The 24,135-nt window shown below is 68.2% G+C and carries 26 protein-coding genes; 7 read left to right on the forward strand and 19 right to left on the reverse strand.

Annotated elements, in window-relative coordinates:
- Positions 1-17: 17 nt before the first annotated feature.
- Together coaD and gyrA are read right to left on the reverse strand one after the other, a co-directional pair.
- Positions 18-512 (reverse strand): pantetheine-phosphate adenylyltransferase, encoded by a 495-nt coding sequence (coaD, locus tag AC1RN0_RS15825; protein WP_492788422.1) that lies wholly within the window; start codon positions 510-512, stop codon positions 18-20.
- A 17-nt stretch (positions 513-529) separates the two neighbouring features.
- On the reverse strand, positions 530-3,292 hold the full coding sequence (gyrA, locus tag AC1RN0_RS15830) for a DNA gyrase subunit A (RefSeq protein ID WP_492788423.1): 2,763 nt from the start codon (positions 3,290-3,292) through the stop codon (positions 530-532).
- Between the two features lie 157 nt (positions 3,293-3,449).
- Here gyrA and AC1RN0_RS15835 point away from each other — a divergent pair, with 157 nt between their 5' ends.
- The 3 genes from AC1RN0_RS15835 to AC1RN0_RS15845 are packed head-to-tail and all read left to right on the forward strand — an operon-like array spanning position 3,450 to position 5,484.
- Complete coding sequence (locus AC1RN0_RS15835) at positions 3,450-3,968, forward strand: superoxide dismutase family protein (protein WP_492788424.1); 519 nt, start codon at positions 3,450-3,452, stop codon at positions 3,966-3,968.
- Positions 3,969-4,017: 49 nt separating this feature from the next.
- The gene (locus tag AC1RN0_RS15840; RefSeq protein WP_492788425.1) at positions 4,018-4,368 is read left to right on the forward strand and encodes a DUF3147 family protein; all 351 of its coding nucleotides are present in this window, start codon (positions 4,018-4,020) and stop codon (positions 4,366-4,368) included.
- A 45-nt stretch (positions 4,369-4,413) separates the two neighbouring features.
- The gene (locus tag AC1RN0_RS15845) at positions 4,414-5,484 is read left to right on the forward strand and encodes a 2OG-Fe(II) oxygenase (RefSeq protein ID WP_492788426.1); all 1,071 of its coding nucleotides are present in this window, start codon (positions 4,414-4,416) and stop codon (positions 5,482-5,484) included.
- Here AC1RN0_RS15845 and AC1RN0_RS15850 read toward each other — a convergent pair.
- From AC1RN0_RS15850 to flbT, 15 genes are all read right to left on the reverse strand, one after another.
- A complete protein-coding gene (locus AC1RN0_RS15850; RefSeq protein WP_492788427.1) occupies positions 5,475-6,389 on the reverse strand; it encodes a DMT family transporter in 915 nt (304 codons plus the stop codon). The genes AC1RN0_RS15845 and AC1RN0_RS15850 overlap by 10 nt on opposite strands.
- 83 nt (positions 6,390-6,472) lie before the next feature.
- The gene (locus AC1RN0_RS15855; RefSeq protein ID WP_492788428.1) at positions 6,473-7,270 is read right to left on the reverse strand and encodes a Cof-type HAD-IIB family hydrolase; all 798 of its coding nucleotides are present in this window, start codon (positions 7,268-7,270) and stop codon (positions 6,473-6,475) included.
- A complete protein-coding gene (locus tag AC1RN0_RS15860) occupies positions 7,261-7,734 on the reverse strand; it encodes a DUF2269 family protein (RefSeq protein WP_492788429.1) in 474 nt (157 codons plus the stop codon). Before AC1RN0_RS15860 ends, AC1RN0_RS15855 begins: the two co-directional genes overlap by 10 nt.
- Positions 7,731-9,026 carry an SDR family oxidoreductase gene (locus AC1RN0_RS15865; RefSeq protein WP_492788430.1) on the reverse strand — a complete coding sequence of 432 codons (1,296 nt, stop codon included), beginning with the start codon at positions 9,024-9,026 and terminating at the stop codon, positions 7,731-7,733. Before AC1RN0_RS15865 ends, AC1RN0_RS15860 begins: the two co-directional genes overlap by 4 nt.
- 15 nt (positions 9,027-9,041) lie before the next feature.
- Entirely contained in the window at positions 9,042-9,521 is a 480-nt protein-coding gene (ssb, locus tag AC1RN0_RS15870) for a single-stranded DNA-binding protein (RefSeq protein WP_492788431.1), read from the reverse strand.
- 166 nt (positions 9,522-9,687) lie between these two features.
- A complete protein-coding gene (locus AC1RN0_RS15875; protein WP_492788432.1) occupies positions 9,688-10,071 on the reverse strand; it encodes a hypothetical protein in 384 nt (127 codons plus the stop codon).
- A gap of 11 nt (positions 10,072-10,082) precedes the next feature.
- Positions 10,083-10,754 (reverse strand): hypothetical protein, encoded by a 672-nt coding sequence (locus AC1RN0_RS15880; protein WP_492788433.1) that lies wholly within the window; start codon positions 10,752-10,754, stop codon positions 10,083-10,085.
- 59 nt (positions 10,755-10,813) lie between these two features.
- Positions 10,814-13,714, reverse strand: coding sequence for an autotransporter outer membrane beta-barrel domain-containing protein (locus AC1RN0_RS15885; protein WP_492788434.1), 2,901 nt, complete (start codon positions 13,712-13,714; stop codon positions 10,814-10,816).
- Positions 13,715-13,786: 72 nt separating this feature from the next.
- Positions 13,787-14,341, reverse strand: a complete 555-nt coding sequence (gene pseH, locus AC1RN0_RS15890; protein WP_492788435.1) for a UDP-4-amino-4,6-dideoxy-N-acetyl-beta-L-altrosamine N-acetyltransferase — start codon at positions 14,339-14,341, stop codon at positions 13,787-13,789.
- Between the two features lie 61 nt (positions 14,342-14,402).
- On the reverse strand, positions 14,403-15,239 hold the full coding sequence (locus AC1RN0_RS15895) for a flagellin (RefSeq protein WP_492788436.1): 837 nt from the start codon (positions 15,237-15,239) through the stop codon (positions 14,403-14,405).
- Positions 15,240-15,419: 180 nt separating this feature from the next.
- On the reverse strand, positions 15,420-15,701 hold the full coding sequence (locus tag AC1RN0_RS15900) for a hypothetical protein (protein ID WP_492788437.1): 282 nt from the start codon (positions 15,699-15,701) through the stop codon (positions 15,420-15,422).
- Between the two features lie 116 nt (positions 15,702-15,817).
- On the reverse strand, positions 15,818-16,648 hold the full coding sequence (locus tag AC1RN0_RS15905; protein WP_492788438.1) for a flagellin: 831 nt from the start codon (positions 16,646-16,648) through the stop codon (positions 15,818-15,820).
- Between the two features lie 260 nt (positions 16,649-16,908).
- Complete coding sequence (locus AC1RN0_RS15910; RefSeq protein ID WP_492788439.1) at positions 16,909-17,739, reverse strand: flagellin; 831 nt, start codon at positions 17,737-17,739, stop codon at positions 16,909-16,911.
- A 236-nt stretch (positions 17,740-17,975) separates the two neighbouring features.
- Entirely contained in the window at positions 17,976-18,338 is a 363-nt protein-coding gene (gene flaF / locus AC1RN0_RS15915; RefSeq protein ID WP_492788440.1) for a flagellar biosynthesis regulator FlaF, read from the reverse strand.
- Complete coding sequence (gene flbT / locus AC1RN0_RS15920; protein ID WP_492788441.1) at positions 18,298-18,723, reverse strand: flagellar biosynthesis repressor FlbT; 426 nt, start codon at positions 18,721-18,723, stop codon at positions 18,298-18,300. Before flbT ends, flaF begins: the two co-directional genes overlap by 41 nt.
- A gap of 289 nt (positions 18,724-19,012) precedes the next feature.
- Between flbT and AC1RN0_RS15925 the strand changes: the two genes are divergently transcribed.
- From AC1RN0_RS15925 to AC1RN0_RS15940, 4 genes are all read left to right on the forward strand, one after another.
- Positions 19,013-20,740, forward strand: coding sequence for a tetratricopeptide repeat protein (locus AC1RN0_RS15925; protein WP_492788442.1), 1,728 nt, complete (start codon positions 19,013-19,015; stop codon positions 20,738-20,740).
- Positions 20,741-20,787: 47 nt separating this feature from the next.
- Entirely contained in the window at positions 20,788-20,961 is a 174-nt protein-coding gene (locus AC1RN0_RS15930) for a hypothetical protein (protein ID WP_492788443.1), read from the forward strand.
- 123 nt (positions 20,962-21,084) lie between these two features.
- Positions 21,085-21,957: an AAA family ATPase gene (locus AC1RN0_RS15935; RefSeq protein WP_492788444.1), complete on the forward strand. Its 873-nt coding sequence runs from the start codon at positions 21,085-21,087 to the stop codon at positions 21,955-21,957.
- Between the two features lie 158 nt (positions 21,958-22,115).
- Positions 22,116-22,868, forward strand: a complete 753-nt coding sequence (locus tag AC1RN0_RS15940) for a hypothetical protein (protein ID WP_492788445.1) — start codon at positions 22,116-22,118, stop codon at positions 22,866-22,868.
- Here the strand turns inward: AC1RN0_RS15940 and AC1RN0_RS15945 are convergent.
- On the reverse strand, positions 22,852-23,226 hold the full coding sequence (locus AC1RN0_RS15945) for a hypothetical protein (RefSeq protein ID WP_492788446.1): 375 nt from the start codon (positions 23,224-23,226) through the stop codon (positions 22,852-22,854). The two genes, AC1RN0_RS15940 and AC1RN0_RS15945, sit on opposite strands and share 17 nt — an antisense overlap.
- A gap of 31 nt (positions 23,227-23,257) precedes the next feature.
- Positions 23,258-24,070 carry a universal stress protein gene (locus AC1RN0_RS15950; RefSeq protein ID WP_492788447.1) on the reverse strand — a complete coding sequence of 271 codons (813 nt, stop codon included), beginning with the start codon at positions 24,068-24,070 and terminating at the stop codon, positions 23,258-23,260.
- Positions 24,071-24,135: the final 65 nt, after the last annotated feature.

Here is a 24,135-nt window from a genome sequence, read left to right on the forward strand (position 1 = left end):
CCCCGCAGCGGCGGAAATCAGGCGCGCCCGACCTTTTCCAGCAGGCGGGCCGCCACGCCGGGGGTGACGAACTTGCCAATGTCGCCGCCGAGCACGGCGATCTCCTTGACCAGCCGGGACGCCACCGCCTGGTGACGGGGATCGGCCATCAGGAACACCGTCTCGATCTCGCGATCGAGTTGCTGGTTCATGGCGGTCATCTGGAATTCGTATTCAAAGTCGGCCACGGCGCGCAGGCCGCGGACGATGATGCCGGCGTGGACCTCGCGGGCGAAGTGCATCAGCAGACCCTTGAAGGGCACCACCTCGATCTCGGCCACCGTCTGGAGGTGGGCGGTCTCGTCGCGGACAATGGCCATCCGCTCATCAAGCGAGAACAGCGGCCCCTTGCCCTCGTTGAGGGCGACGCCGATGACCAGCTTGTCCACCAGCTTCACGGCCCGCCCGATGATGTCCAGATGACCGTTGGTCATCGGATCAAACGTGCCCGGATACAGCCCGACTCTCGCCACCAGTCCCCCTTGCGCCGCTAGTCCGCCGAGGGTTGGTCGACCCCGCCGTCCGTCCCGCCGTCCTCATCGCCGCCCGTTGCTTCGAGCCGCTCAACGCTCACGACATGCTCGTTCTCCGCGGTGCGGAAGACGATCACGCCCTGGGTGTTGCGCGCCGCGATGCGGATATTCGCTACCGGGCACCGTATCAACTGGCCGGCGTCCGTCACCAGCAAGATTTCGTCGGCCTGGTCCACAGGGAAACTGGCGACGAGGCGTCCGCCCTTGCGGGTAAGGTCCTGCGCCAGCAGGCCCTGGCCGCCGCGACCGGTGCGCCGGAAGTCGTAGGCGCTGGTGCGTTTGCCGATGCCCTCGGACGACAGCGTGAGGATAAATTCCTCCGCCGCGCCCAGTTCGACGATGCGTTCGGGGCTGAGGTACGCGTCGCCCTCGACTTCTTCTTCGTCCTCGGTCACCGTGACTTCGCCCTCGTCCTCGCCGGACTGGGCCCGCAGCAGGGCGCGGGCGTGCTTGAGGTAGCCACTGCGTTCGGCCGGGGTGGCGGCGACGCCGCCGAGGATGGCCATGGAGAGGACCTCGTCGCCCTCCTGCAGGCGGATGCCCCGCACGCCGGTGGAATCGCGGCCGGCGAACACCCGCACCTCGTTGGCCTGGAAGCGGATGGCCCGGCCGAGCGCGGTGGTCAGCAGGATGTCGTTCTCGGCGTTGCACAGTCCGACGCCGACGATGCTGTCGCCCTCGTCCAGCTTCATGGCGATCTTGCCGTTGCGGTTGATCTGCACGAAGTCGCTGAGCTTGTTGCGGCGCACGTTGCCTGAGCGGGTGGCGAACATCACGTCCAGCCGGTCCCACTGATCCTCGGCCTCGGGCAGCGGCAGAATCGAGGTGATGGTCTCGCCCGGCTCGATCGGCAGCAGGTTGACGAACGCCTTGCCGCGCGAGGTCGGGGTGCCGAGCGGCAGGCGCCAGACCTTGAGCTTGTAGACCTTGCCGCCCGAGCTGAAGAACAGCACCGGCGCGTGGGTCGAGGCGCTGAAGACGCGGGTCACCGCATCCTCGTCCTTGGTCGACATGCCGGAACGGCCTTTGCCGCCGTGGCGCTGGCTGCGGTAGGTCGACAGCGGCGTGCGCTTCACATAGCCGCCGTGGGTGACCGTGATGACCATGTCCTCGCGCGGGATCAGGTCCTCGTCGTCCATGTCCGCGCCGCCTTCGCCGAAGATCGTGCGACGGGGAACGGCGAACTTCTCGCGCACCTCGACCAGCTCCTCGCGGACCACGCCCATGATGTTGGCGCGGTCGGACAGCAGATGCAGCAGTTCGGCGATCGATCCGGCCAGGGTGCGGGCCTCGCCCATGATCTCGTCGCGGCCCAGGCCCGTCAGGCGGGACAGGGTCAGGGCCAGGATGGCGCGGGCCTGTTCGTCGGACAGCCGGACCTGGTCGCCGCCGGTGATGACGGTGCGCGGATCGGCGATCAGTTCGATCAGGGGCATCATGTCGCCGGTCGGCCAGTCCTGGCCGCACAGGCGCTCGCGCGCCTCGGCCGGATCGACCGAGGAGCGGATGATGCGGATGAATTCGTCGATGTTGGCCACGGCGATGGCCAGACCGACCAGCACATGGCCGCGGTCGCGGGCCTTGCCCAGTTCGAAGCGGGTCCGGCGGACCACCACCTCCTCGCGGAACTCCACGAAGGCGGTGATCATCTCGCGCAGGCCCATCTGTTCGGGCCGTCCGCGGTTCAGCGCCAGCATGTTGTAGCTGAAGCTGCTCTGCAGGGCGGTGAAGCGGTAGAGCTGGTTGAGGATCACGTCGCCCTGGGCGTCGCGCTTCAGCTCGACGACGATGCGCATCCCGGTGCGGTCGCTCTCGTCGCGGATGTCGCTGATGCCCTCGAGCTTCTTGTCGCGGACCAGGTCGGCGATGTGCTCGACCAGGCTGGACTTGTTCACCTGGAAGGGGATCGCCGTGATGACGATGCCTTCGCGGTCCTTGCGCAGTTCCTCGACGGTCGCCACGCCGCGCATGATCACCGAGCCGCGGCCGGTCATCAGGGCCTGACGGGCGGCGGCGCGGCCGATCAGCTCGCCGCCGGTCGGGAAGTCGGGGCCCGGGACGATGTCGAGCAGCTCGTCGAGCGGGATCTCGGGATTGTCGATGAAGGCCAGGCAGGCGTCGACGATTTCGCCCAGATTGTGCGGCGGGATGTTGGTCGCCATGCCGACGGCGATGCCGCCCGCGCCGTTGACCAGCAGGTTGGGAATGCGGGCCGGGAGGACCGTCGGCTCGTTCTCCGAGCCGTCGTAGTTCTCCTGGTAGTCGACCGTGTCCTTGTCGAGGTCGACGAGCAGCGCCTCGGCCGCCTTGGTCAGGCGGGATTCGGTGTAACGCATGGCCGCCGGCATATCGCCGTCGACCGAGCCGAAGTTGCCCTGGCCGTCGATCAGCAGCAGGCCCATCGAGAACGGCTGGGCCATCCGGACCATGGCCATGTAGACCGCGACGTCGCCGTGGGGGTGATACTTACCGATCACGTCGCCGACGGTGCGGGCCGACTTGCGGTAGGCCGCGTTGGACGTGAAGCCGTTCTCGTTCATCGCGAACAGGATGCGGCGGTGCACCGGCTTGAGACCGTCGCGGACGTCCGGCAGCGCGCGGCTGACGATCACGCTCATGGCGTAATCGAGATAGCTGCGCTTCAGCTCGTCCTCGATGGCGATGGGGCTGACTGCCCCGCGCCGGGCGTCTTCCGGAGGGGTAAGGGTGTCGTCGGTCAAGTGCGGGAATTTGCTGTCAGAATCGGACAGGAAGCGTCCGTTCCCTCGTTAACATTCGCATGGGCCGGGCGCCATCTTTCGGGCGGCTTTTTCGGGCCTTTAGCTCAACAATTCCGACGATTTGCCGGGATTCTCAGGTCCTTCCGGGAGCCATGCCATGCGCCGTCTGATCCTTCCCCTCCTCCTCGCCGCCGTCGCCCTGCCCGCCGCCGCCGGCCCCGCGCCGGTGACGGTCCAGCTGAAGGGCCCGGCCGGTCAGGACATGGGCTCGGCGACCCTCACCGAGGCCCCGCACGGCCTGGTGCTGCGCGTGGCGGCCACGGGGCTGACGCCGGGCTGGCACGGGCTGCACTTCCACGAGAAAGCCGACTGCTCGAGCGCCGACTTCAAGTCGGCCGGCGGCCACATGCACCATGACATGCCGGTCCAGCACGGCCTGCTGAACCCGGCCGCCAACGAGACCGGCGACCTGCCGAATCTCTATGCGGCTGCCGACGGCACGGCGATGGCGGAGATCTTCACCCCGTCGGTGTCGCTGTCGAACGCCGACCGCGCGCCCCTGCTGGACGCCGACGGCTCGGCGCTGGTGATCCATGCCGCGCCCGACGATCACACCAGCCAGCCGATCGGCGGCGCCGGCGCGCGGGTAGCCTGCGCCGTGATCAAGGCCCCCTGACCAGAGGGATCGCGGACAGGCCGCGCCTGAACCTGCTACGAGCGGCGCCATGATGTACCTGCTCGCCAAGGCCGCCCTTTCCGGACTGCTGGTCGTCGCCGTCTCCGAGGTGGCGAAGCGCTATCCGGGCCTCGGCGGCCTGGTCGCGTCCCTGCCGCTGGTGTCGATCCTCGGCATGATCTGGCTGTGGCGCGACACAGCCGACGCGGAGCGTATGGCGGCCCATGCCACCGGCACCTTCTGGTTCGTGCTGCCGTCGCTGCCGATGTTCCTGCTGATCCCCGCCCTGCTCCGGCGCGGCGCGGGGTTCTGGCCGGCCCTGGCCGCCGGCTGCGTCCTGACCATGGCCCTCTACGGTCTGATGGTCTGGCTGGGCCCGCGGTTCGGCCTGCGCCTCTGAGCCGAGTCGCCTTGCTCCGGCGGGGCCGTTTTGGCATCGTCGCGCATGCTTCTGACGCCCGGCGATCTGGCCCCGACCTTCACCGCGCCCAGCCCGGGCAACCCGCGCTACAACTTCAGCACCGTGGGCGGACGATATGTCGCCATGGCCCTGCTGCCGCCCGTTCCGACGCCGCAGGCGATCGCGGCGCTCGGGGCCGTGCGCGAGCATCGGGCGCTGTTCGACGACGACACCTGCTGCTTCTTCGGCGTGATCCGCGACGCCGGCCAGTTCGCGGGCGCGGTCAACGAGCTGCCGGGCATCCGCTGGCTGCATGACGTCGACGGCGAGATCGCCGGGCTCTACGGCGCCGAGGCCGGCTGGGTGGTGATCGATCCCTCGCTGCGGGTGCTGTTCACCGCGCCGCTGGACCAGGCGCAGGCGGTTATGGCCCGGCTGGCCGCGCTGAGCCCGGTCGACGACCATGCCGGCGTGCAGATCCACGCGCCGGTGCTGATCGCGCCGCGAATCTTCGAGCCGGCCTTCTGCCGCGTTCTGATCGAGGCCTATGACGCCGTCGGCGGAACCCCGTCAGGTTTCATGCGCGAGCTGGACGGCCGCACCGTGGTGGTCACCGACCCGAACCACAAACGCCGCTCCGACGTGACGCTGGAGGACGAGGGCCTGCGCGACGCCGCCCGCGCGCGCATCACCCGCCGGCTGCTGCCGCTGATCAAACAGGCCTTCCAGTACGAGCCCACGCGCATGGAGCGCTATCTCGTCGCCTGCTACGACGCGGGGAGCGGCGGCTGGTTCCGGCCGCATCGCGACAACACCACCAAGGGCACCGCCCACCGGCGGTTCGCCGTCTCGATCAACCTCGACGCCGAGGCGCACGAGGGCGGCGACCTGCGCTTCCCCGAGTTCGGCCGCCGCACCTATCGCCCGCCCACCGGCGGGGCGGTGGTGTTCTCCTGCTCGCTGCTGCACGAGGCGACGCCGGTCACGGCCGGGCGGCGCTACGCCTTCCTGCCGTTCCTCTATGACGAGGAGGGCGCGCGGATCCGGGAACAGAACGCCGCTTACGTCGATCTCGCCGCCCCGCCCTACGGCGCCGAAGGCGAGGCTCAGGCCTGATCGACGGCGACGGCCGCCGCGGCCGCCGCGGCGGCCCGGCGCTCGGACAGCGCCACCAGGGCCACGCCCGACAGGGTCGCCGCCGCGCCGAGCAGCAGTTGCGGCGTCAGATGGTCGCCCATCAGCCCGATGCCGATGCCGCAGGACAGCAGCGGAGTCAGCAGGAACCAGGGCGTCACGCGGCCCGGCTCGCGGCGCTGCACCAGCCAGAACAGCAGGGCCGAGGCCCCGACCGTCGACGCCAGCGCGGCCCAGCCGACCAGGCCCCAGATCATCCACCCGGCGCCGGCGGCCCGCGACAGCGCATCCGGCTCGAACATCAGCGACGCGGCCAGCAGCGCCGGCGCGCCGACCAGCGAGGTCAGGGCCTGCATCTTCAGCGGCGTCACCGCCGGCGTGCGGCGCACCAGCACCGTGCCCAGCGCCCACATGGCGCTGGCGACCACCCCGATCAGGATGCCCGGCAGGTCGCCGGCCGCGTGCGGGTCGAGGCTCATGCCGGCCACGCCGACGAAGGCGATCAGCATGCCGGCCAGGCCCGAGCGGCTCATGGTCTCGCCCAGCACCCGCCAGGCGAAGAAGGCCGTCATCGGGATCCACAGCTGCAGCGAGACCACCAGCGGGCTGAGGTTCTTCACGATCGAAAAGCCGTAGTAGATCAGCCCGAAATGCAGCGGTCCGAGCAGGATCAGGATCGGCAGCACCTGGCGCCAAGGCGGAAACGGCGGTCGCAGGAACGGGATCAGCACCACCAGGGCGATGGCGAACCGCATCCCGCCGACGAAGAACGGCGGCAGCACGCCGGTGGCCACCTTGGCCGCGGCGTTGTTGACGCCCCAGATCAGGATGATGGCCGCGATGGCCAGCCATTCGGACGCGGCGAAGGGGGAGCGGGACGAAGTCACGGCGCCCTCCTCGCACGGGAGGCCGCCGCGATGGAACCCCGGCGGCGGTCAAAGGTGGTTACCGGGTGTGAGCGGGCGTCCGTTCAGACCAGCAGGGACTCGATCACCCGGGCGACACCATCGTCCTCGTTGCTCGCCGTGACCTCGTCCGCCGCCGCCAGCACCTCGGGGTGGGCGTTCGACACGGCCACGCCCCGTCCCGCATAACCGAGCATCGGCACGTCGTTGGGCATGTCGCCGAAGGCGATGACCTCCGCCGGCGACAGGTCGAGCAGCGCGCACAGCGAGGCGAGGCCCGACGCCTTGGACACCCCCGACGGGGCGATCTCGACGAACGGCGCGCCCGACCAGATGACCTCGCCGCGATCGCCGAGATGACCCCGGATGCGGGTCGCCAGATGCTCGACGTGATGATCGGGATGATGGACCAGCAGCTTGGTCAGCACCTCGCCGCACAGCGCCGCCGCGTCATCGATGCGGCGCGCGTGATGATGGACCGTGTCGGCGAACAGGTCGGGAAAGTGCGCCTCCTGCCCCAGCCGGTGGCCGTGCTCGGTGGCGAAGGCCACGCCGGGCTCGGCCAGGCGGAGCTCCGACACCAGCGACCGGGCCAGATCCTGGCACAGGCGTTCATGCCGGTGCGTCTCCCCGGTCGCCAGATCATGGACGATGGCGCCGTTGGAGCAGATCGCCATGCCGGTGATGCCGAGGTGGTCGGCGATCGCGTGCACGTCCCGGGGCGGACGGGCGGTCACGAAGACCACTGTCAGCCCGGCCGCCTGCGCCCCGCCGATCGCCCGGCGGGTCCGCTCCGATATCGACCCGTCGTCACGCAGCAGCGTGCCGTCGAGATCGGTCGCGATGAGGCGGATCAGACCCATACAGGTCTCACAATCATCAATCCGTAGATGGCCGTCACGCCGGCAAAAGCGGGCCAGCCCAGCAGAAACCACATGCGGAACAGGCGGTGATAGGCCGGCGGCAAGGCCTGCCCGGCCGCAGCCGCGGCCTCCGCCAACCGGCGGATTCGCATCTGAATGACCACGACGGGCAGCCAGCAAACCCCGATCAGCAGATACAGCCCGTAGACCGCCAGCAACCATGGCGCGGTGGGCGAATAACCCTGTAGCAGGATCAGGGCGATGCCCGTCAGCGGCTGCACAATCACCGCCGGGGTGGTGAAGACAAAATCGGCCAGCACCACGATCCGTGCGGTCGCCGCCACGGTAGGGGCGTCGCCGGTCCGGTGCGCGGCCAGCATGAAGAAGGCGATGCCCGCGCCCGTGCCGAACAGGACCGCGCCCGACATGATGTGGACCAGCTTGAGCAGAATATAGAGGGTCATCGGCGGTCGTCCGTGGCGGCGACGAAGAGCGCCAGGACAATGGCGGGCAGGATTTTCAGCCAGGGGCCCAGCGGGTCGAGCCAGAGTTGCGGGGCCGACACCGTCCCCATGATCAGATAGCCGATGCTGACCAGCGTGGTGGCCAGGGCCGCCCGGCCTGAAAACCGACGAATCCACATCAGGCCGCCAAGCACGATGTCCACCAGCGCGCCGCCCCCTGCCACGACTGGCGAAACCGGCCCGTATCCCGCCTGTCGTAGAACCTCAACGGCGGCGTCATGGCCCGGACCGAGGGTGATCAGGCCCGTTCCGATCCAGAACGCGCCAAGGGTCAGGATCGCCAGCGGTCGAACGAAGTAGAGCCGCGCGTGCCAGCGATCCTGAACCGTCGCCGGCGCTGACGTGAGCCAGGCGGAAAACGATCGGGGCTCGACGCCCGCGAGTTGATCAGCGCTGGCCGGATGCCCTGCGACGTCATGGGCCATCTGCCGAAGCGACGTGGTCCGGAGCGCCGATGGCCAGCCCAGCCAGCCGGCCAGATCCCCCAATCGGGCCACGGGCGCGACCAGCCAGGACGGCAGCGTCACCACCGGCGCCGGGGCAAGTCCCAGCCAGCCGCGCAGCCCGCTCAGCAGACCGGTCAGGCTCACGACTTCGGGCCCCGCGACGTCCACGGACCGGCGCAGCGGTTCGCCCGTCTCCGCCATCGCGACGACAACGGCGCAGAGATCATCCATGGCGACGGGGCGAAAGGCGCCGGCGCCGCCGACGACGGGGATCATCATTGGAAAGGCGGCCAGACCACGGAGCATCGCCGAACCCCCGTAGACGCCCCGGCCAAGGACCAGCGACGGGCGCAGGATCGCCCAGTCGAGATCGCTGTCCTTCAGCAGGCCTTCGGTGGCCAGTTTCGACCGGCCGTATCCGGTGCCGACAGCCTCGTCCGTTCCAACCGCCGACAGGTGGATGATCCGGCGCGGGCCGGCAGGTCCGCAGGCGGAGATCAGGGCTGTCGGGCCGGTGACATGCGCCGCGACCAGACTATCGCCGGCTCCGTCCTGCAGGACGCCGACGCAATTGACCACGACGTCCACGCCCTCAAGAAGCGGCCGCCAGAGCGCGGGGTCGACAAGTTCGGCGAAATCAGCCCGGACCCATTCATGGGTCGGGGCCAGCCGCCTTGCCGCATCCGGGCGACGCGCCGCCGCCCGGACCTGATGTCCGCCGGCAGCCAGCGCCGCCGCGACATGGGACCCGATGAACCCGGAGGCTCCGAGAACAAGGACCCGCACAGGAAAAATCTGATCCTAGAACGGGATCTCGTCGTCGAGGTCGGCGCTGAAGCTCTCCTTGGGGCCGCTGGGCTGGGCGCGGTCGCCGCCCGAGTAGCCGCCGAAGTCGCCGCCCTCGTCGCGCATCCCGCCGGCGGAATCACCGCGACCGCCGAGCATGGTCAGCTCGCCGCGGAACTTCTGCAGCACCACTTCGGTCGAGTACTTCTCGACGCCCTGCTGGTCGGTCCATTTGCGCGTCTGCAACGCGCCCTCGATGTAAACCGTCGAGCCCTTCTTCAGGTACTGCTCGGCGACCTTCACGAGGTTGTCGTTGAAGATCACGACCCGGTGCCACTCGGTGCGCTCCTTGCGCTCGCCGCTGGCCCGGTCGCGCCAGGTTTCCGAGGTCGCCAGGCTGAGGTTGGCCACCCGGTCGCCCGAGTTGAGCGTGCGGATTTCCGGATCCTTGCCCAGATTGCCGACCAGAATGACCTTGTTGACGCTGCCCGCCATGGGAAGTGCTCCGTTGTTCTCACGCCCGGCGACCCTGTGCGCCGGAATCTGACGCCCAGACTAGCGGGCGTTAACCATTTATAAAAGCCATCAGTTCACATTTTGTTCTCTTCCGCAAGCGCTTATGCACAGCATTCTTGTCGCGGACGAAAACGCGCCGGGCCGGCTACTGTTGCTGCACGGCGCCGGGGATCACCAGGCGGCCGTCGCCGCTGCGCACCAGCATCAGGTACTGGTTCCCTTCCCAGGTCTGCGAGCGGAAGATCCCCTCGCTGCGCAGGAAGATGAAGCTGCCCTGGTAGGCGCCGGAGATTTCGCGCGTCTGGCCGCCCATGCGCAGGAAGCGCAGACGCACGCCCTCGAGCTGGGCCGCGCAATGCTCGATGTCCGGCTGGTTGCGCGCCACCACGTTGAACTTGATCTTGCCGTCCGGGCCGGACCCGACCGCGTAGCAGACACCGCGGTCGAGCGGCGCCTCGACCTGCGCCTCGCAGGCTCCCAGCAACGCGGCGGCGGCGGCAAGCGTGAGCAGCGCGACAGACCTGGACATCGAAAGCCCCTTCACTGACCGACCGGCGGAATGGCGCAGCCCGGGCCCTGCTCGACCAGGGTGCGGAAGCGACGGTTGTCCGACGAGATCTCCACCTTGTCACGGACCAGACGCAGGGTCTGCTCGCCCCAGCGGCCATAGGCGGCGCCGCCACGCTGTTCGCACTGACCGGCGTAGAGGGTCTGGACGCAGCTGTTGAGGTCCATGGCGCCGATTTTCGACCAGCCGCCGCCGGCGTAGCGCCAGCAGGCGTCGCCCGAGGCCTGGACCGGCGCGGAGGGGCCGGCGCCCGTTTCCGTCGGGGTCGGCTGCTGCGGCGCGGTCTGCACCGGCGGCAGGGGCGCGAGCACCGTGCCGGCCTGGTTGGCCGCCGCCAGGGCCCCGGTCTCGTCGACGCCGACGTCGAGGGCGTCGGTGGCCACGCCGTTGCGCTTGGCGCAGTCGGTCAGGGTCAGCTCGCCGACGAAGGCGCCGTTGACGAAACAGCGGATCGGCCGCGTCGGGTCGAGCTTCGTGTCGTCATCGCGACCGGTCTCCACGACGAGGCCGCCCGTCGCCGCGGGCGGGGGTTTGGTCGGCCCCTTGTCGCCGCGCATGATCGTCGCCGCGATCAGGATGCCGAGCAGCAGCGCCACGGCGCCGCCAATGGCCAGAACGATCCGGCGGTCCTTGAGAAATTCCATGGCTGCAATCGCTATCTTGCAGCCGTGTCGCTTTCAAGTCCGTGTGAAGACAGACGGGATTATCCGCCGCCGGTCAGACGGTTGAGCGCGGCCGTATAGTTGGAGATCTGGCTCGTCAGATAGGCCGGGACCGGGCCGCTCGCGCCGGCCTTGATGGTCGACTCCGGCTTGGCCGCGGTCTCGAGCTGGCGGTAGGCGTCGCGAATCTTGCTCATCGACTGGCCGAGCACGGTCAGGGCGTTCTTCACCGCGGCCTCGGTGCTGACGTCGAGCTCGGCCGGCAGCGACAGGCCGAACACCGGGCCGCCGCCGTCGGCGGAGACGCTCTTGCCGTTGGCGTCGATGATCGTGTTGCGCACCACGCCGGGCGTCAGGCCGATCGCGCCGAGCGCATCGGTCCCGCCCTTGCCCGGCAGGATCTCGACGGTCGAGGCCTTGGTCGCCGGCGTGATCTTCAGGCGCTTGAAGTCGCCGTCGCTGACCACCTCGACCTTGGCCTTGGAGCCCGCGGCGCGGCGGACCTTGGCGGCCAGGGTGTCGAGGGTGTCGCTGGCCTCGAAGGTGACGGTGGCCAGGCGGCCGGCCTCGCCGGTGCGGATCTGGAAGGTGTCGCCGGCCCGCGCGGCCGTGGCCGAGGCGACCTTGATCGAGTCGGCGTACATCAGCGCGCCCTTGGGCAGGCCCAGCTTGTCGAGGGCGCTGGCGCCGGTGGTGTCGACCGCGATCGAGGTCGCCGTGGCCATGCCGTCCTTGCCGGTCAGCCGCTGCACGGTGGCGGTTCCGGTGGTGACATCGAGGGCTGCCAGATAGCCGTCCCGGGTCGAGATCACCGCCGCGCCGGGCTGGTCGGCCGAGGCGCCGCCGGCGATCCAGACCTTGCCGTCCGCGACCGTCATGGCGGTGACCGTGTCGTCGCCCGTGCCGCCGAAATAACTCAGCCGGTCCTGCGAGGTGCTTGAAAGATCTGTCGAAATCCGCGCCGCGAAGGCGTCCATGCCGCCCGTGTAGGCATGGGTGTTTCCCGACACCGACAGCGCGGCGTTGCGCGTCGTCCCGGCGATCCACAGGTCGCCGCCGTCAAGGCCGATGCCGGCGATCTGGCCGCCCTGCATGTCGCCCAGGTCGCGGGTGGCGCCGGTCGTGAAGCTGGCGGCCGAGGTGTTGACCGTGGTCGTCGTCGAACTGGTCCCCGACCCGTCCGGCGCCCCGTAGACGTTGGTGGTCGTCGAGGACACGCCGTTGGTCGTGTTGGTGACGTTGACGGTGATGACCCCGCTGTTGACGATCTTCTCGGTCGTGGTGGTCGTGGGGGTGACATTGAAGCTGCGCAGCGTGCCGCGGCCGCTTTCGACCCCGGCCAGGGTCACGGTCGAGCCGCTGACCACGATGCCGCTGACCGTGTCGGCGCCGGCCGTGCCGAACTGGTTGGTGAACAGCGCCTTGGGCACGCCCTTGGCATCCGGCGCGAAGGCCGTCAGGTAGCCGTCCCAGTCGCCCTGGCTGACGCCGCCGCCCGGAATGGTCGATTTGGTGCGGCCGCCGACATAGACGATGCCGCCCTCCCCGAACGCCACGACGGTCGCCTCGTCGTCCTTCAGCGCGCCGCGCCGGGCCGTCCAGGATTCGTCGCCCTTCGCGTCGTAGACCGTGACGAAGCTGTCGGTCAGGCCGGTGCTGGCGCCGGAGTTGATCGGGCCGTTGGTCGCGCCGGACAGGTCGCCCGTCACCTTGCCGGCGATCGCGACGCGGCCGTCGTCGGCGACCGTCATCGCCAGGCCCTGGGCGCTGTCGGCCGCGCCGAGCGTGCGGGCATAGGCCAGCTGGCCGGTGCTGTCGTACTTCAGCAGGGCGACGTCGCCCGCCCCCTTGATGGTCTGGCCGTCGACGGAGGTGGCCACATCGGCCAGCACGTACAGCGAACCGTCGGCGCCCACCTTTGACGCCCGCACCGTCTTGATCGTGCCCTCCAGCGTGCTGGAGAAGACCCGCGCGCCCTCGACGCCCACGGCCGAGCCGTCGAGCTTGACCAGGCTGCTCTCGAACTTGCCGTCGTCCGTCTTGACGTTCTTGTCCGGATCCGGATTGCCGGCATAGGTCGTGACGTAGACGGCGGGCTTGGTCGTGGCGGCCGAAAACGTCGTGGATTCCGTGGAATCGCCCGCGATCTTGAAGGCGAAGTTGTCGGCGATCGCCGGCAGGGTCACCGTCGTACCGCCTGTGGTGATCTTGCGCGGATCGCCGGGCGTGCGCACGACGCTGAAGCGCGTCTGCAGATGCTCGGCCTCGAGCTTGCTGTTGATGAACGAGGTCACCGCGCCCATCGTCCGGGGCGTCGAGCCCATGTCGTTCAGATCGACGTCGATGGTGTGGGTCGCGCCGCCGCGCTTGACCGAGATCGTGAAGGCGACATCGCCCGCGAAGGCCGGCACCTCATCGCCCTGGGCGCCGGTGAAGACCTTGCCGGTGGTGTATTCGTATTTCGGGCGGGGCACGCCGACAGCGGTCTTGTCGGTGATCATCGTGTCGCCGCGCGTGATGCGCATCTGCTCGAGCTTGGCGCTGTCGGTGTAGGTCGACACCTCGCTCATGCCGCGGGCGAAGATGTCGGCGATGCGCGACTTCTCGCTGGTCGACAGGCCCTTGGTCTGAAGTTTTTCCGCCAGACCGTTGAGCGTGTTGAGTCCCTGGTAGAGGGCGAACAGCTTCTTGTAGTCGCTGCTGGCGCCTTCGAGATCGAGCTTGGCCGCCCCTTCGTTGATGAAGCGCTGGCCGGCCATCGCCGTCTTGACCAGGTCGCTGGAGCGCTGGGCGCCGGAGGTCGTCGACCAGGGCGGCGTCGGGGCGTACTTCGGCTTCGCCGCGCCACCCGACGCGGTCGTGCCGGCCCCCGTCGTGACGGTCTGGCCCTGCTTCGCCTGATAGTAGTTCAGCAGGCTGCTGGTGTTGAAGCTGACGACCATGATGTTCCTGGGGGGGATTCCCGCAACCACACCTTGCGCCACAAGGGCTGACAGGGGGTTAAGGCGGGCCGGTCAGGCCGCGATCAGGCCAGCCTCGGCGAGGTTCCGTCGGGCCGCCGGAGCCAGGGCCGCCCATTCGTCCGACAGGATGCCCAGCATGACCACGTCACGCGGCGCGCCATCCTTGAGCACGTGGCCGCGCAGATAGCCTTCGCGGCGGAAACCGGCGCCGGTCTGCACCTTCATCGCCGCGTCATTGTCGGCCATGACCTCGGCCCAGACCTTGTGCAGGCCCAGACCGCCAAACGCGCGGTCGAGCCCCAGCACCTGCGCCGCGCGGCCGACGCCGCGGCCCCGCGCGTCGCGGTCGCCGATGAACCAGTTCCAGGCGGCCCGGCGGTGATGTCCGGTCAGGCCCGTGAGCGTCAGCAGGCCGGCCGGCCGGTCGCCGTTCTGGATCATCCAGCCCTGCCGGTCGGGATCGGCGCGCAACTGGTCGAACCAGGTCCGGTGCGCCTCGCGCCCGGCGACATCGGCATCCGACATCCAGCGGGCCACGTCCGGCTCGCCGCGCCACGCGAAGAGGCGCTCCTCGTCTTCCGGAAGCAGGTCGCGAAGATTGATCATGCCTGTGCTCCGCCGCCCCTCGCCGTCCGCAGGTCGCGCGCGGACGGCGACGGCGCCTCAATCAGCCGCCCTTGAACAGCGACAGGACGATCTGCGGCGCGGCGTTGGCGATGGACAGGGCCTGGGCGCCGAGCTGCTGCTGGACCTGCAGGGCCTGCAGCTTGGCGCTTTCCTTGGCCAGGTCGGCGTCGACGAGATTGCCGATGCCGGTGTTGAGCACGTCCGTCAGCTTCGACACGAAGCTGTTGTGGGCGGAGACCTGCTTGGACTGGGCGCCCATGTCGCCCAGGGCCTGGTTGACGTTCGAGATCGACGTGGTCAGCAGCCCCTGAATCGTCGTGGCCAGGGTGACCGTGGAGATCGAGGTCGCCGCGCCCATGGTGATGATCGCGCCGCCCAGCGACATGTTCTTGGCCGACAGGGTGATGAACGAGTTGGCGTCGGCGTTGGCCAGGAAGCGGATGCCCGCCCCCAGCGAACCGTCGAGCATGTTGGCCCCGTCGAACTCGGCGTCGTTGGCCACCTGGGTGATCTGGCGCAGCAGAGACTTGTAGTCGGCATCCAGCGCCGTGCGCGACACCGAGTCCAGCGACGGGTCCATCGCGGCCGTGACCTTCTCCTTCATGGAGAGCAGCAGGTCGGAAATGGTTTCGCCGGCCGAGATGGCCACGTCGGAGATCGACTGGGCCCGGTCGAGGCTCATCTTGACCGCGCCGAGGGCGCCGACGTCGGCGCGCTGCGACTGCGCGATGCCCCAGACCGAGGCGTTGTCCTTGGGACCCTGAACCTTGAGGCCCGTGCTGATGCGCGTCTGCGCGCCGGACAGCTCGTCATTGGTCTTGTTGAGATTTTGCAGCGCGACCAGCGCAGACTGGTTGGTGTGAACGCTGATCGACATGAGCTTCTCCTCGCACGACGCTTCTGGACGGTGAGCGACTCAGCGAGGCGCCCCGCACCACGTTTGGCGGGAGAACGTTGGCTTATGGTTAACGGCCATAAACCATAAAAACCGCCGTCGCGGGACGACGTCGGGAAAAGTCGGTCAAAACGGCCCGGAGCGGACCGGCGCGGAGATCCGCTAGCTGTGCGAGTCGATCACGTCGCCCGGCGCATAGCCGGCGGAGTCCTTGAGGCGGACGACCTCTTCGCGCGGGAACTGCTTGACGATCTCGCCGGTGCGGCGGTCGAGCGTCTTGTAGACGAACGTCCCCGAAACCTGGTCCTCTTCGATGACCAGCCGGAGATCGGCGTTCTGGCGCGGGGCCTCGTTCGAAGGCGGCGCGTCAGCGGCCGGCGCCGGCGGCGTCTGATAGACGCCCGGATCCTGCATCGGCAACACGGGTGCGATAGTGGTTTTCATATCTCCTGGCGCCGTCCTTTGTGGCCGGCGACCCTCCTGTTAGCGGACGGCGATGACCCCCCGGCCCTCGCCGCCGCAACCGGAGGCGGACGTCAGACGCCCGCCTCCACGCTTGCCTAGCGGAACAGCCCGAGCAGGGCCGACGACGAGGAGTTGGCGATCGACAGGGCCTGGATACCGAGCTGTTGCTTGGTCTGCAGGGCCTGCAGTTTAGCGCTTTCCTTCGCCAGATCGGCGTCGACCAGGTTGCCGACACCGGCGTCCAGGGCGTCTTGCAGCTTCCCGACGAAGGTCAGGTGCGATTCAAGAGCCTTCGAGCCCGTGCCGAGCTTGGCCAGGGCCGCGCCGACGTTGGTGATCGAGGTCGTCACGGTCGCGATCATGGCGGTGGCCGTGGTCACGGTGCCGATCGTGCCGGTCGCAGCGACCGTCACGTTGGCGCCGCCGAGCGCCAGCGACTGGGCAGCGACAGTGATCTTGGACGAACCGTCCGCGTTGGCCAGGGCGGCGATGGTCGTGCCCGAAGCCTTGATCATGTTGGAGCCGTTGAAGTCGGCGTTGGAGACGGCCTTGGTGATCTGGTCGCGCAGCGCCTTGAAGTCTTCGTTCAGGGCGGTGCGGCTGGCGGAGTCCAGCGTGGCGTCCGAAGCCGCCAGAGCCTTTTCCTTCATCTGACCGAGCAGATCCGAAACCGATTCACCGGCGGCGATGGCGACGTCGATGGTGGATTGACCGCGCTGGAGGGAGTCCTTGACGGCGTTCAGGGCGTTGGACGTGCTGCGCTGGCTCTGGGCGATGGCCCAGATGGCGCCGTTGTCTTTCGCGGAGGCGACCTTCTTGCCGGTGTTGATCCGGGTTTGAACCGTATTCAGTTCGGCGTTGGTCGAGTTCAGGTTTTGCAGAGCGACGAGCGCGCCCGTGTTCGTGTTAACGCTGTTCAGCGCCATGACGATATTCCCTTTCCAGGTGTCCGACGTCGTTTTGACGGCCGGGGACATTTTGTCCGCTTGGATAGGAAGCAATCGCCGGGCCAGTTTGGCCGCCCGAATGGCCCGTTCTATCTTGTTGTTTTTGTTGAATTATAGGTCTGTTAGGGACGATTTGGCCGGGCAATTTCTGCCGGGCTGCAGGCATGGTGAGCAACTTCTGCCGGGTGACCCGGCAAAAGGCTGCCGGGCGGGGGTGGGTCCCCGCCCGGCCTCGCGGCCTACTTGAACAGTGACAGCAGCGACTGGGACGACGAGTTCGCGATCGAGAGCGCCTGGATTCCGAGTTGCTGCTTCGTCTGCAGCGCCTGGAGCTTGGCGCTTTCCTTCGCGAGATCCGCGTCGACCAGGTTGCCCACGCCGGCATCGAGGCTGTCTTGCAGCTTCCCGATGAAGGCGCGGTGGCTATCGTACGCCTTGGACTTGGTGCCAAGACGCGCGAGCGCCGCGCTGGTGTTGGTGATGGAGGTGGCGACCGTCGCGATCATCGCCGTGGCCGTGGTCACGGTGCCGATCGTTCCCGTCGCGGCCACCGTCACGATCGAACCGCCCAGCGCCATGACTTCGGCGGCGACGGTCAGCTTCGACGATCCATCCGCGTTGGCGAGGGCTGCAATCGCCGTAGCGCCGGACTTAATGAGGTTGGCCCCATTGAAATCGGCGTTCGACACGGCCTTGGCGATCTGGTCGCGCAGGGCCTTGAAGTCCTCGTTCAGAGCGGACCGGCTGGTGGAGTCGAGCGTAGCGTCCGACGCCGCCAGGGCCTTTTCCTTCATCTGCAACAGCAAGTCAGAGACCGACTCGCCGGCCGCGACCGCCACATCGATGGTGGACGAACCGCGATCAAGCGAATCCCGGACGGCATTGAGCGAGCTCGACGTGGAGCGCTGGCTCTGGGCGATCGCCCAGATAGCGCCGTTGTCCTTCACCGAGGCCACTTTCTTGCCGGTGTTGATCCGGGTCTGGGTCTGCGACAGTTCCATGTTGGTCGCGTTGAGGTTCTGGAGCGCAACCATTGCGCCCATGTTGGTATTCACCGAATTGCTGAGCATCGGCGGTCCTTCCATTCTGGTCGGGGGATCACGGCCTTTTGGCCGGGCGGGCGTTCTTGCCCGCGCGACACATCGCAAGCACCGGGCCAGCGGAACAGCGTTCCGCGGCCTATTTAGTTGCTGATTTTATTGGACTTTCACTACCCGTTTCGGGGCTTCGCGACCAGCCGTCACAGCCGATTTTGTCACGAGGAAACTTTTGCCGGACGGATCGTGCGCGCCGGGCAAAAAAGGCGTCAGGCCGCTTCGGAGCGACCCGACAGACCCTGCATCATGATGCGGTTGATATCGATCAGCGGATCGATGTCCTCCTGGCGCCGCATGACCGCGCTGGTATGCCGGCTGACCCACAGACTCAGGGAAATGATCTGCGCCTTGAGCGCGTCCGGGAGGACGTTCTCGGGGGCCGCGCAATCGCTCGCGAGCGCCGACCACAGGCGGCGATTCCAGTCCAGGGCGTCCATCCGACCGACAATATCCTCCGGCGGCAGGTCCGCGGCCTCGAGAAGCGCGCGCGTGACCTGACCGAAGAGGCGGTACTCGGCGTCGCGAGGATTTTCAGACCGCGCCGCGGCCCGCTGATACGCCTGCAGACCCATTCCCCAACCTTTCGTCTTCGTACTCAATCAGCTTTCGGCACAACATCAGCGCCTTGTAGTACTCGCGCGCCATGGCGTGACGGGAGATCGCCACGCAGTCGGCGAGGACGTCCGGGTTCCGGATCACACCCATGAACTCGGACAGGCGACGAACGAATTCGTCGTAGTATTTCAGGGCGTTAGCCTCATCCAGATACATCATCATGACAGGGAAGTAGACGTGACGCGCGGGCGTCACGGCCTCCTCCTCCTGCATGATGTCCTTCTCGCGCAGGACCGATGCCTTGTTCTGCAGGATCAGGACGCCACGGCGGTCGCCGTTCTGGACGACGGCGCCGTTAAGGACGAATCTTTCACCGGGCTTCAGTGACAGTTTCAACGGCACGACGATCGATCTCCGGATGGCGTGCGGCGCGGCTGCCAACTTTCGTCGGAGAATCCGCCCGCCCTGTTGAATGAAGGCTAAAGGCGCATGGTTAACGGGATGTTGTGCGGCATCCCGTCGCGCACAACGCCTTAAGGCCGGATTAAGCATAAACAGGTGATCTGGCGGTCAGTCGTGAGTCACCCTGAAGGGCGCCGTCCGCATGCCTCCACACCCCGCCGCCAAATCCGCCGCCTCGGCCGCGGCCCTGGGGTTTCCGGAAGCCTCAGCCGTTCCGAGCCGCCCGCGCATGGCCGGGCCGGCCAGCGGACAGGCGGGATCGAAGGACGCCCTGGCCCGTCTCAACGAAGCCGTCGGCGAACTGCGGGCCCTGGCCGTTCAGCCGCTGCTGCAGGACGCCGTCGCGGCGCTGCAGGCCGATGACTTCCAGCGCGGCGGCGAGCTGGCCATCAAGGCGCTGGAGATGGACGAGCGCAACGGTTTCGGCTGGTACCTGCTGGCCATCGCCCGCGAACGGGCCGGCGACTTCGCCTCCTCCGTGCGCTGCTATGAATCCGCCCTGACCCTGATCCCCAACCACGCCGAGGTGGCCAACGACATGGGCCGCCTCGCCTATCGCATGGGGCTGAAGGACACCGCCGAGAAGCTGTTCCTGCACTATCTGTCGCAGCACCCGACCTCGCACGAGGGGGCCAACAACCTGGCCTGCGCCCTGCGCGACCAGTTGCGGTTCGCCGAGGCGATCGAGATCCTCAAGCCGGCCATCGCCGCGCATCCGACCAACGCCCTGCTGTGGAACACGCTCGGCACCGTCGTCGGCGAGGAAGGCGACCCGCAGATGTCGGTGACCTTCTTCGATGAGGCCCTGAGCCACGACCCCGCCTTCGCCAAGGCCCGCTACAATCGCGGCAACGCCCGGCTGGTGCTGGGCGACCTCGACGGCGCGCTCGACGACTGCCAGACCGCCCTCACCGCCCCGATGAGCGAGGACGAGCGGCTGATGATGCTGCTGTCGCGCTCGACCATCCGCCTCGCCCGCGGCGAGATCGCGGCCGGATGGGACGACTACGAAGTCAGGCTCGAGCCGGCCTTCGCCGACGTGACCCACTTCATGATCGAGGCGCCGCGCTGGACGCCCGATACCGATCTGGCCGGCAAGACCCTGTTGCTCATGGGCGAACAGGGCCTGGGCGACGAGGTGATGTTCGCCAACGTCATCCCCGACGTCCTCGCCGCGCTCGGGCCGGCGGGAAAGCTGCTGATCGCGGTCGAGCCGCGGCTGGTGACCCTGTTCCAGCGCTCCTTTCCCACCGCCGAGGTGGGCGCTCACAGCACCTGGAACGTCGATGGTCACACGGTGCGCGGCGCGCCCTTTGTCGGCGACCACGGCAGGCTCGACTGTTACGCGCCGATCGCCTCGATGCTTCGCCGGTTCCGCGCCAGCGTCGCGGCCTATCCGGATCGTCCGGGATTCCTGACCCCCGACTCCGACCGTGTCGCCTGGTGGAAGACGCAGCTGCCGGCCGGCCCGACCGTCGGCCTGCTGTGGAAGAGCCTCGTGCAGGCCGGCGCGCGGCACCGCTTCTATTCGCCGTTCGCGCAGTGGCAGCCGGTCCTGGCCGTCCCGGGCGCGACCTTCGTCAACCTTCAGTACGGGGACTGCGCCGCCGAACTCGAGGCCGCCCGCCGGGACCTGGGGGTCGACATCTGGAGCCCGCCCGGCATCGACCTGAAGAAGGACCTCGACGACGTGGCCGCGCTCTGCTGCGCGCTGGACCTCGTCATGGGCCCGTCGAACGCCAGCAGCTGTCTGGCCGGCGCCTGCGGCGCGCCGCTCTGGCTGCTGTCGACCACCGGGTCCTGGCCCCTGCTCGGGACCGAGCGTTATCCCTGGTATCCGCAGGCGCGGGTGTTCCGTCCCCCGACGCTTGGACAGTGGGATCCGGCCATGCAGGCCATGGCGCAGGCGCTGACCGAACGGCTTTCGGCAGGAACCAAGGCCCGGGACGAGGGTTGATTCCGGGACCGGCGGACGATCTCGCCCGCCCTACCCGGAGCGGTCCCATGACCCACGACACCACCACCGACACCCAGGACAAGCCCGCTGACAAGCCGGCCGATCCGTCCGAGAAGATCGCCGACGACGCCGACGCCCATGTCGACAAGCAGCTCGACAAGGGCCTGAAGGAAACCTTCCCCGCCAGCGACCCGGTGTCGATCAATCCCGGCGCCGACTGACCCGTTATGGCGGACCGGTCGCGACCGGTCCGCCGAAACCGGCTTGAATGTCTGGCGTTGCGCTTTAGGCTGACCCTGAATTGAACGTTTGTTCGAATGCGCGAAAACGCGCCAGGGGATGACATGAGCTCGCGTTTTGAAGGCACGAAAAACTACATCGCCACCGAGGACCTGAAGGTGGCGGTCAACGCCGCCGTGGCGCTGGAACGCCCGCTGCTGATCAAGGGCGAACCGGGCACCGGCAAGACGGTCCTCGCCTACGAAGTGGCCAAGGCGATGGGCGCGCCGCTGATCACCTGGCACATCAAGTCGACGACCAAGGCCAGCCAGGGTCTGTACGAATATGACGCCGTGACCCGCCTGCGCGACAGCCAGCTGGGCGACGAGCGCGTCAAGGACGTCACCAACTACATCAAGAAGGGTAAGCTCTGGGAGGCGTTCACCAGCGACGTGCGCCCCGTGCTGCTGATCGACGAGATCGACAAGGCCGACATCGAGTTCCCGAACGACCTCCTGCAGGAGCTCGATCGTATGGAATTCTACGTCTACGAGACCGGCGAGACGATCTCGGCCAAAGTCCGCCCGATCATCATCATCACCTCGAACAACGAGAAGGAACTGCCGGACGCGTTCCTGCGCCGCTGCTTCTTCCACTACATCCGCTTCCCCGAAGCGGACGTGATGCAGGAAATCGTCGACGTCCACTTCCCCGGGATCAAGGAGAAGCTGGTCGCCGAGGCGATGCGCATCTTCTACGACATGCGCAAGGTGCCCGGCCTGAAGAAGAAGCCCTCGACCAGCGAACTGCTCGACTGGCTCAAGCTGCTGATGGTCGAGGACATCGATGAGGCCATGCTGCGCGAAAAGGATCCGACCAAGCTGATCCCGCCGCTGCACGGCGCCCTGCTGAAGAACGAGCAGGACGTGCACCTGTTCGAACGCCTGGCCTTCCTCGCCCGCCGCGAGGGTTCGGGGAGCACCCGTCCGGGGCAGTAACCCGCAGCTTCGCCGGATTGAAGACTCACGAAACGGGGACCGGTGCGCCAGCGCCGGTCCCCGTTCTCATGTCTGGACCCTTACCGCGATTTCACTGGACGCTCCCGACCGGGCGCAGCACTCTTGCATTACAAGATAGCTCCCGAGGGACTTCCGCCATGAACCGTATCGCCCTGCTGGCCGCCGGCTGCGCCGCCCTGGCCCTGGCCGCCTGCGACCACCCTGACGCCGCCCGGCAGCGCGAGGCGCGCGCCATCAAGGTGATCAGCAAGCTCGACTGCCCGACCACCCAGGGCAAGCTCAAGCTGACCAGCGCCGCGCCCGACGGCCTGACCTGCGCCTACGGTGCGGACGGCGTTGAGGTGACGCTGAAGCTGGTGAAGCTCGAGAACGGCGACGCCGCCGCGGCGCTGTCGCCGATCGAGGCCGACCTGCGCGGCCTGATGCCGGCCAAGGCGCCGGGCGTCGCGCCCAACGCGCCCAGGGGCGAGGACGATGTCGACATCTCCCTGCCCGGCATCTCGATCAAGACGTCCGGCGACTCGGCCAACGTCAGCGTCGGCGGATCCGGCGGGCCGCAGATCAACGCCGACGACGACGGCGCGGAAATCCGTGTGCAGCGCAACGTCACCGTCGACGGCAAGAAGGTGGAGCACGAATCCCGTCGCCGCCACCGGGACGACGACAGCATCTATGCGCGGTTCATCCTGGCCAGCGACAAGACCCCGGGCGACTGGGCCGTGGTCGGCTACGAGGCGCGCGGCCCGAAGGGCGGCCCGCTGGTCGTCGCCACCCTGAAGGCCAAGCGCGGCCAGCACAGCGACGACGACAGCTTCGACGACGTCGACGACCTGGTCCGACACAATGTCGGCGGCCGTCGCAACGCCAACATCGTTATCGGAGCGGAGTGACCTCGGTCACCTTGTAGGCCAGCATCCGGCCGTCCTCGTCGGCGATCGAGACATATTCTCCGACGGCGAACCTGTGTTCACCCAGGCGGTGGACCGGCTCGTCGTCGGCATCGTCGGCCGCGTCGTAGTCGAAGTACCAGGTCTGGCCGCGACGTTTGAGCACGCCGTTGACGGCCTCCTCGTCCGCCGCGAACCGGCGCACCGAACAGTCGGCGCGATGCGCCGTGAAGCCGTCGACATCCAGCTTGCCGTCCGCCTGCAGCGGCGCGACCAGCGTATAGCCCCGGTGATCGTCGCCGTCGGCGAACTCGGTGCCGGGATTGCGCGCAAGACGCATGACGATGCGCGAAAGCGTCATTGAAGTCCTCATTTCTGTAATTCTGTGAAGGTCAGTGCGACAGGAACAGGGACGGTCCGTCGTTGTTGAGCAGGGTGCGCGTGGTGCCCCCGAAAATATATTCCTGCAGCCGTGGATGGCCAAAGGCCCCGGCCACGAGGATGTCGGCCGACAGGCGGCCGGCGGCCGACAGCAGCAGATGCGCCGCGTCGCCCGAGCCTTCGAGCAGCTCGACCTCGGCCTTCACGCCGCGCGCGCCGAAGAACTCCTGGAGCCGGGCGGCGTCGAAGCTTCGCGAAGACGCCGACGGGGCGGCGAGGATGACCACCCGGCTGGCCTTTTCGAGCAGCGGCAGGGCCGTGCGCGCGGCCCGGCTGGCTTCCTTGCCGCCGTCCCAGGCCACGACGGCCACGCCGCCGCACTTCAGGCCCGGACGGGCGACGATGGTCGGACGCTGTTCGTCGGCGACGATCTGCTGGAACGATTCGGCCAGCGGGCCGCGTCCGCGCGCCGCTTCGGTGTCGAACACCACGACGTCGGACAGGCGGCCTTCCATCGACAGGCCGGCCCAGACGGGCGATTCGAGCGCCACGAGGCGGGCGTTGGCGTAGCCGCAGGCCTCGACGGCCGCGCGCGCGGCGCGCTCGCCCTCGGCGGCCGCTTCCTTCAGGCTGTCCATGGCGGTGATCTGGACCCCGCCCATGAAGCCCTCGCCCATCCAGGGCATCAGGTCGGCGATGTCGGCGGGCGCGTGCACGGCCGCGACCTCCGCCTTGAACGGCGTCGCCAGCGCAACCGCCGACTTGAGAAGCTCCGCGTCATGGGCCCCGCCAGCCAGCGGCGCCATGATCCTTGCCCAACTCATTGAAGTTCTCCCTTCAAACCGAACCGTGATCGCAACACCACGCGCGGACATTGATCTTTATCAAC

The sequence above is a fragment of the Caulobacter sp. GW821-FHT12F03 genome (genome assembly GCF_058806855.1).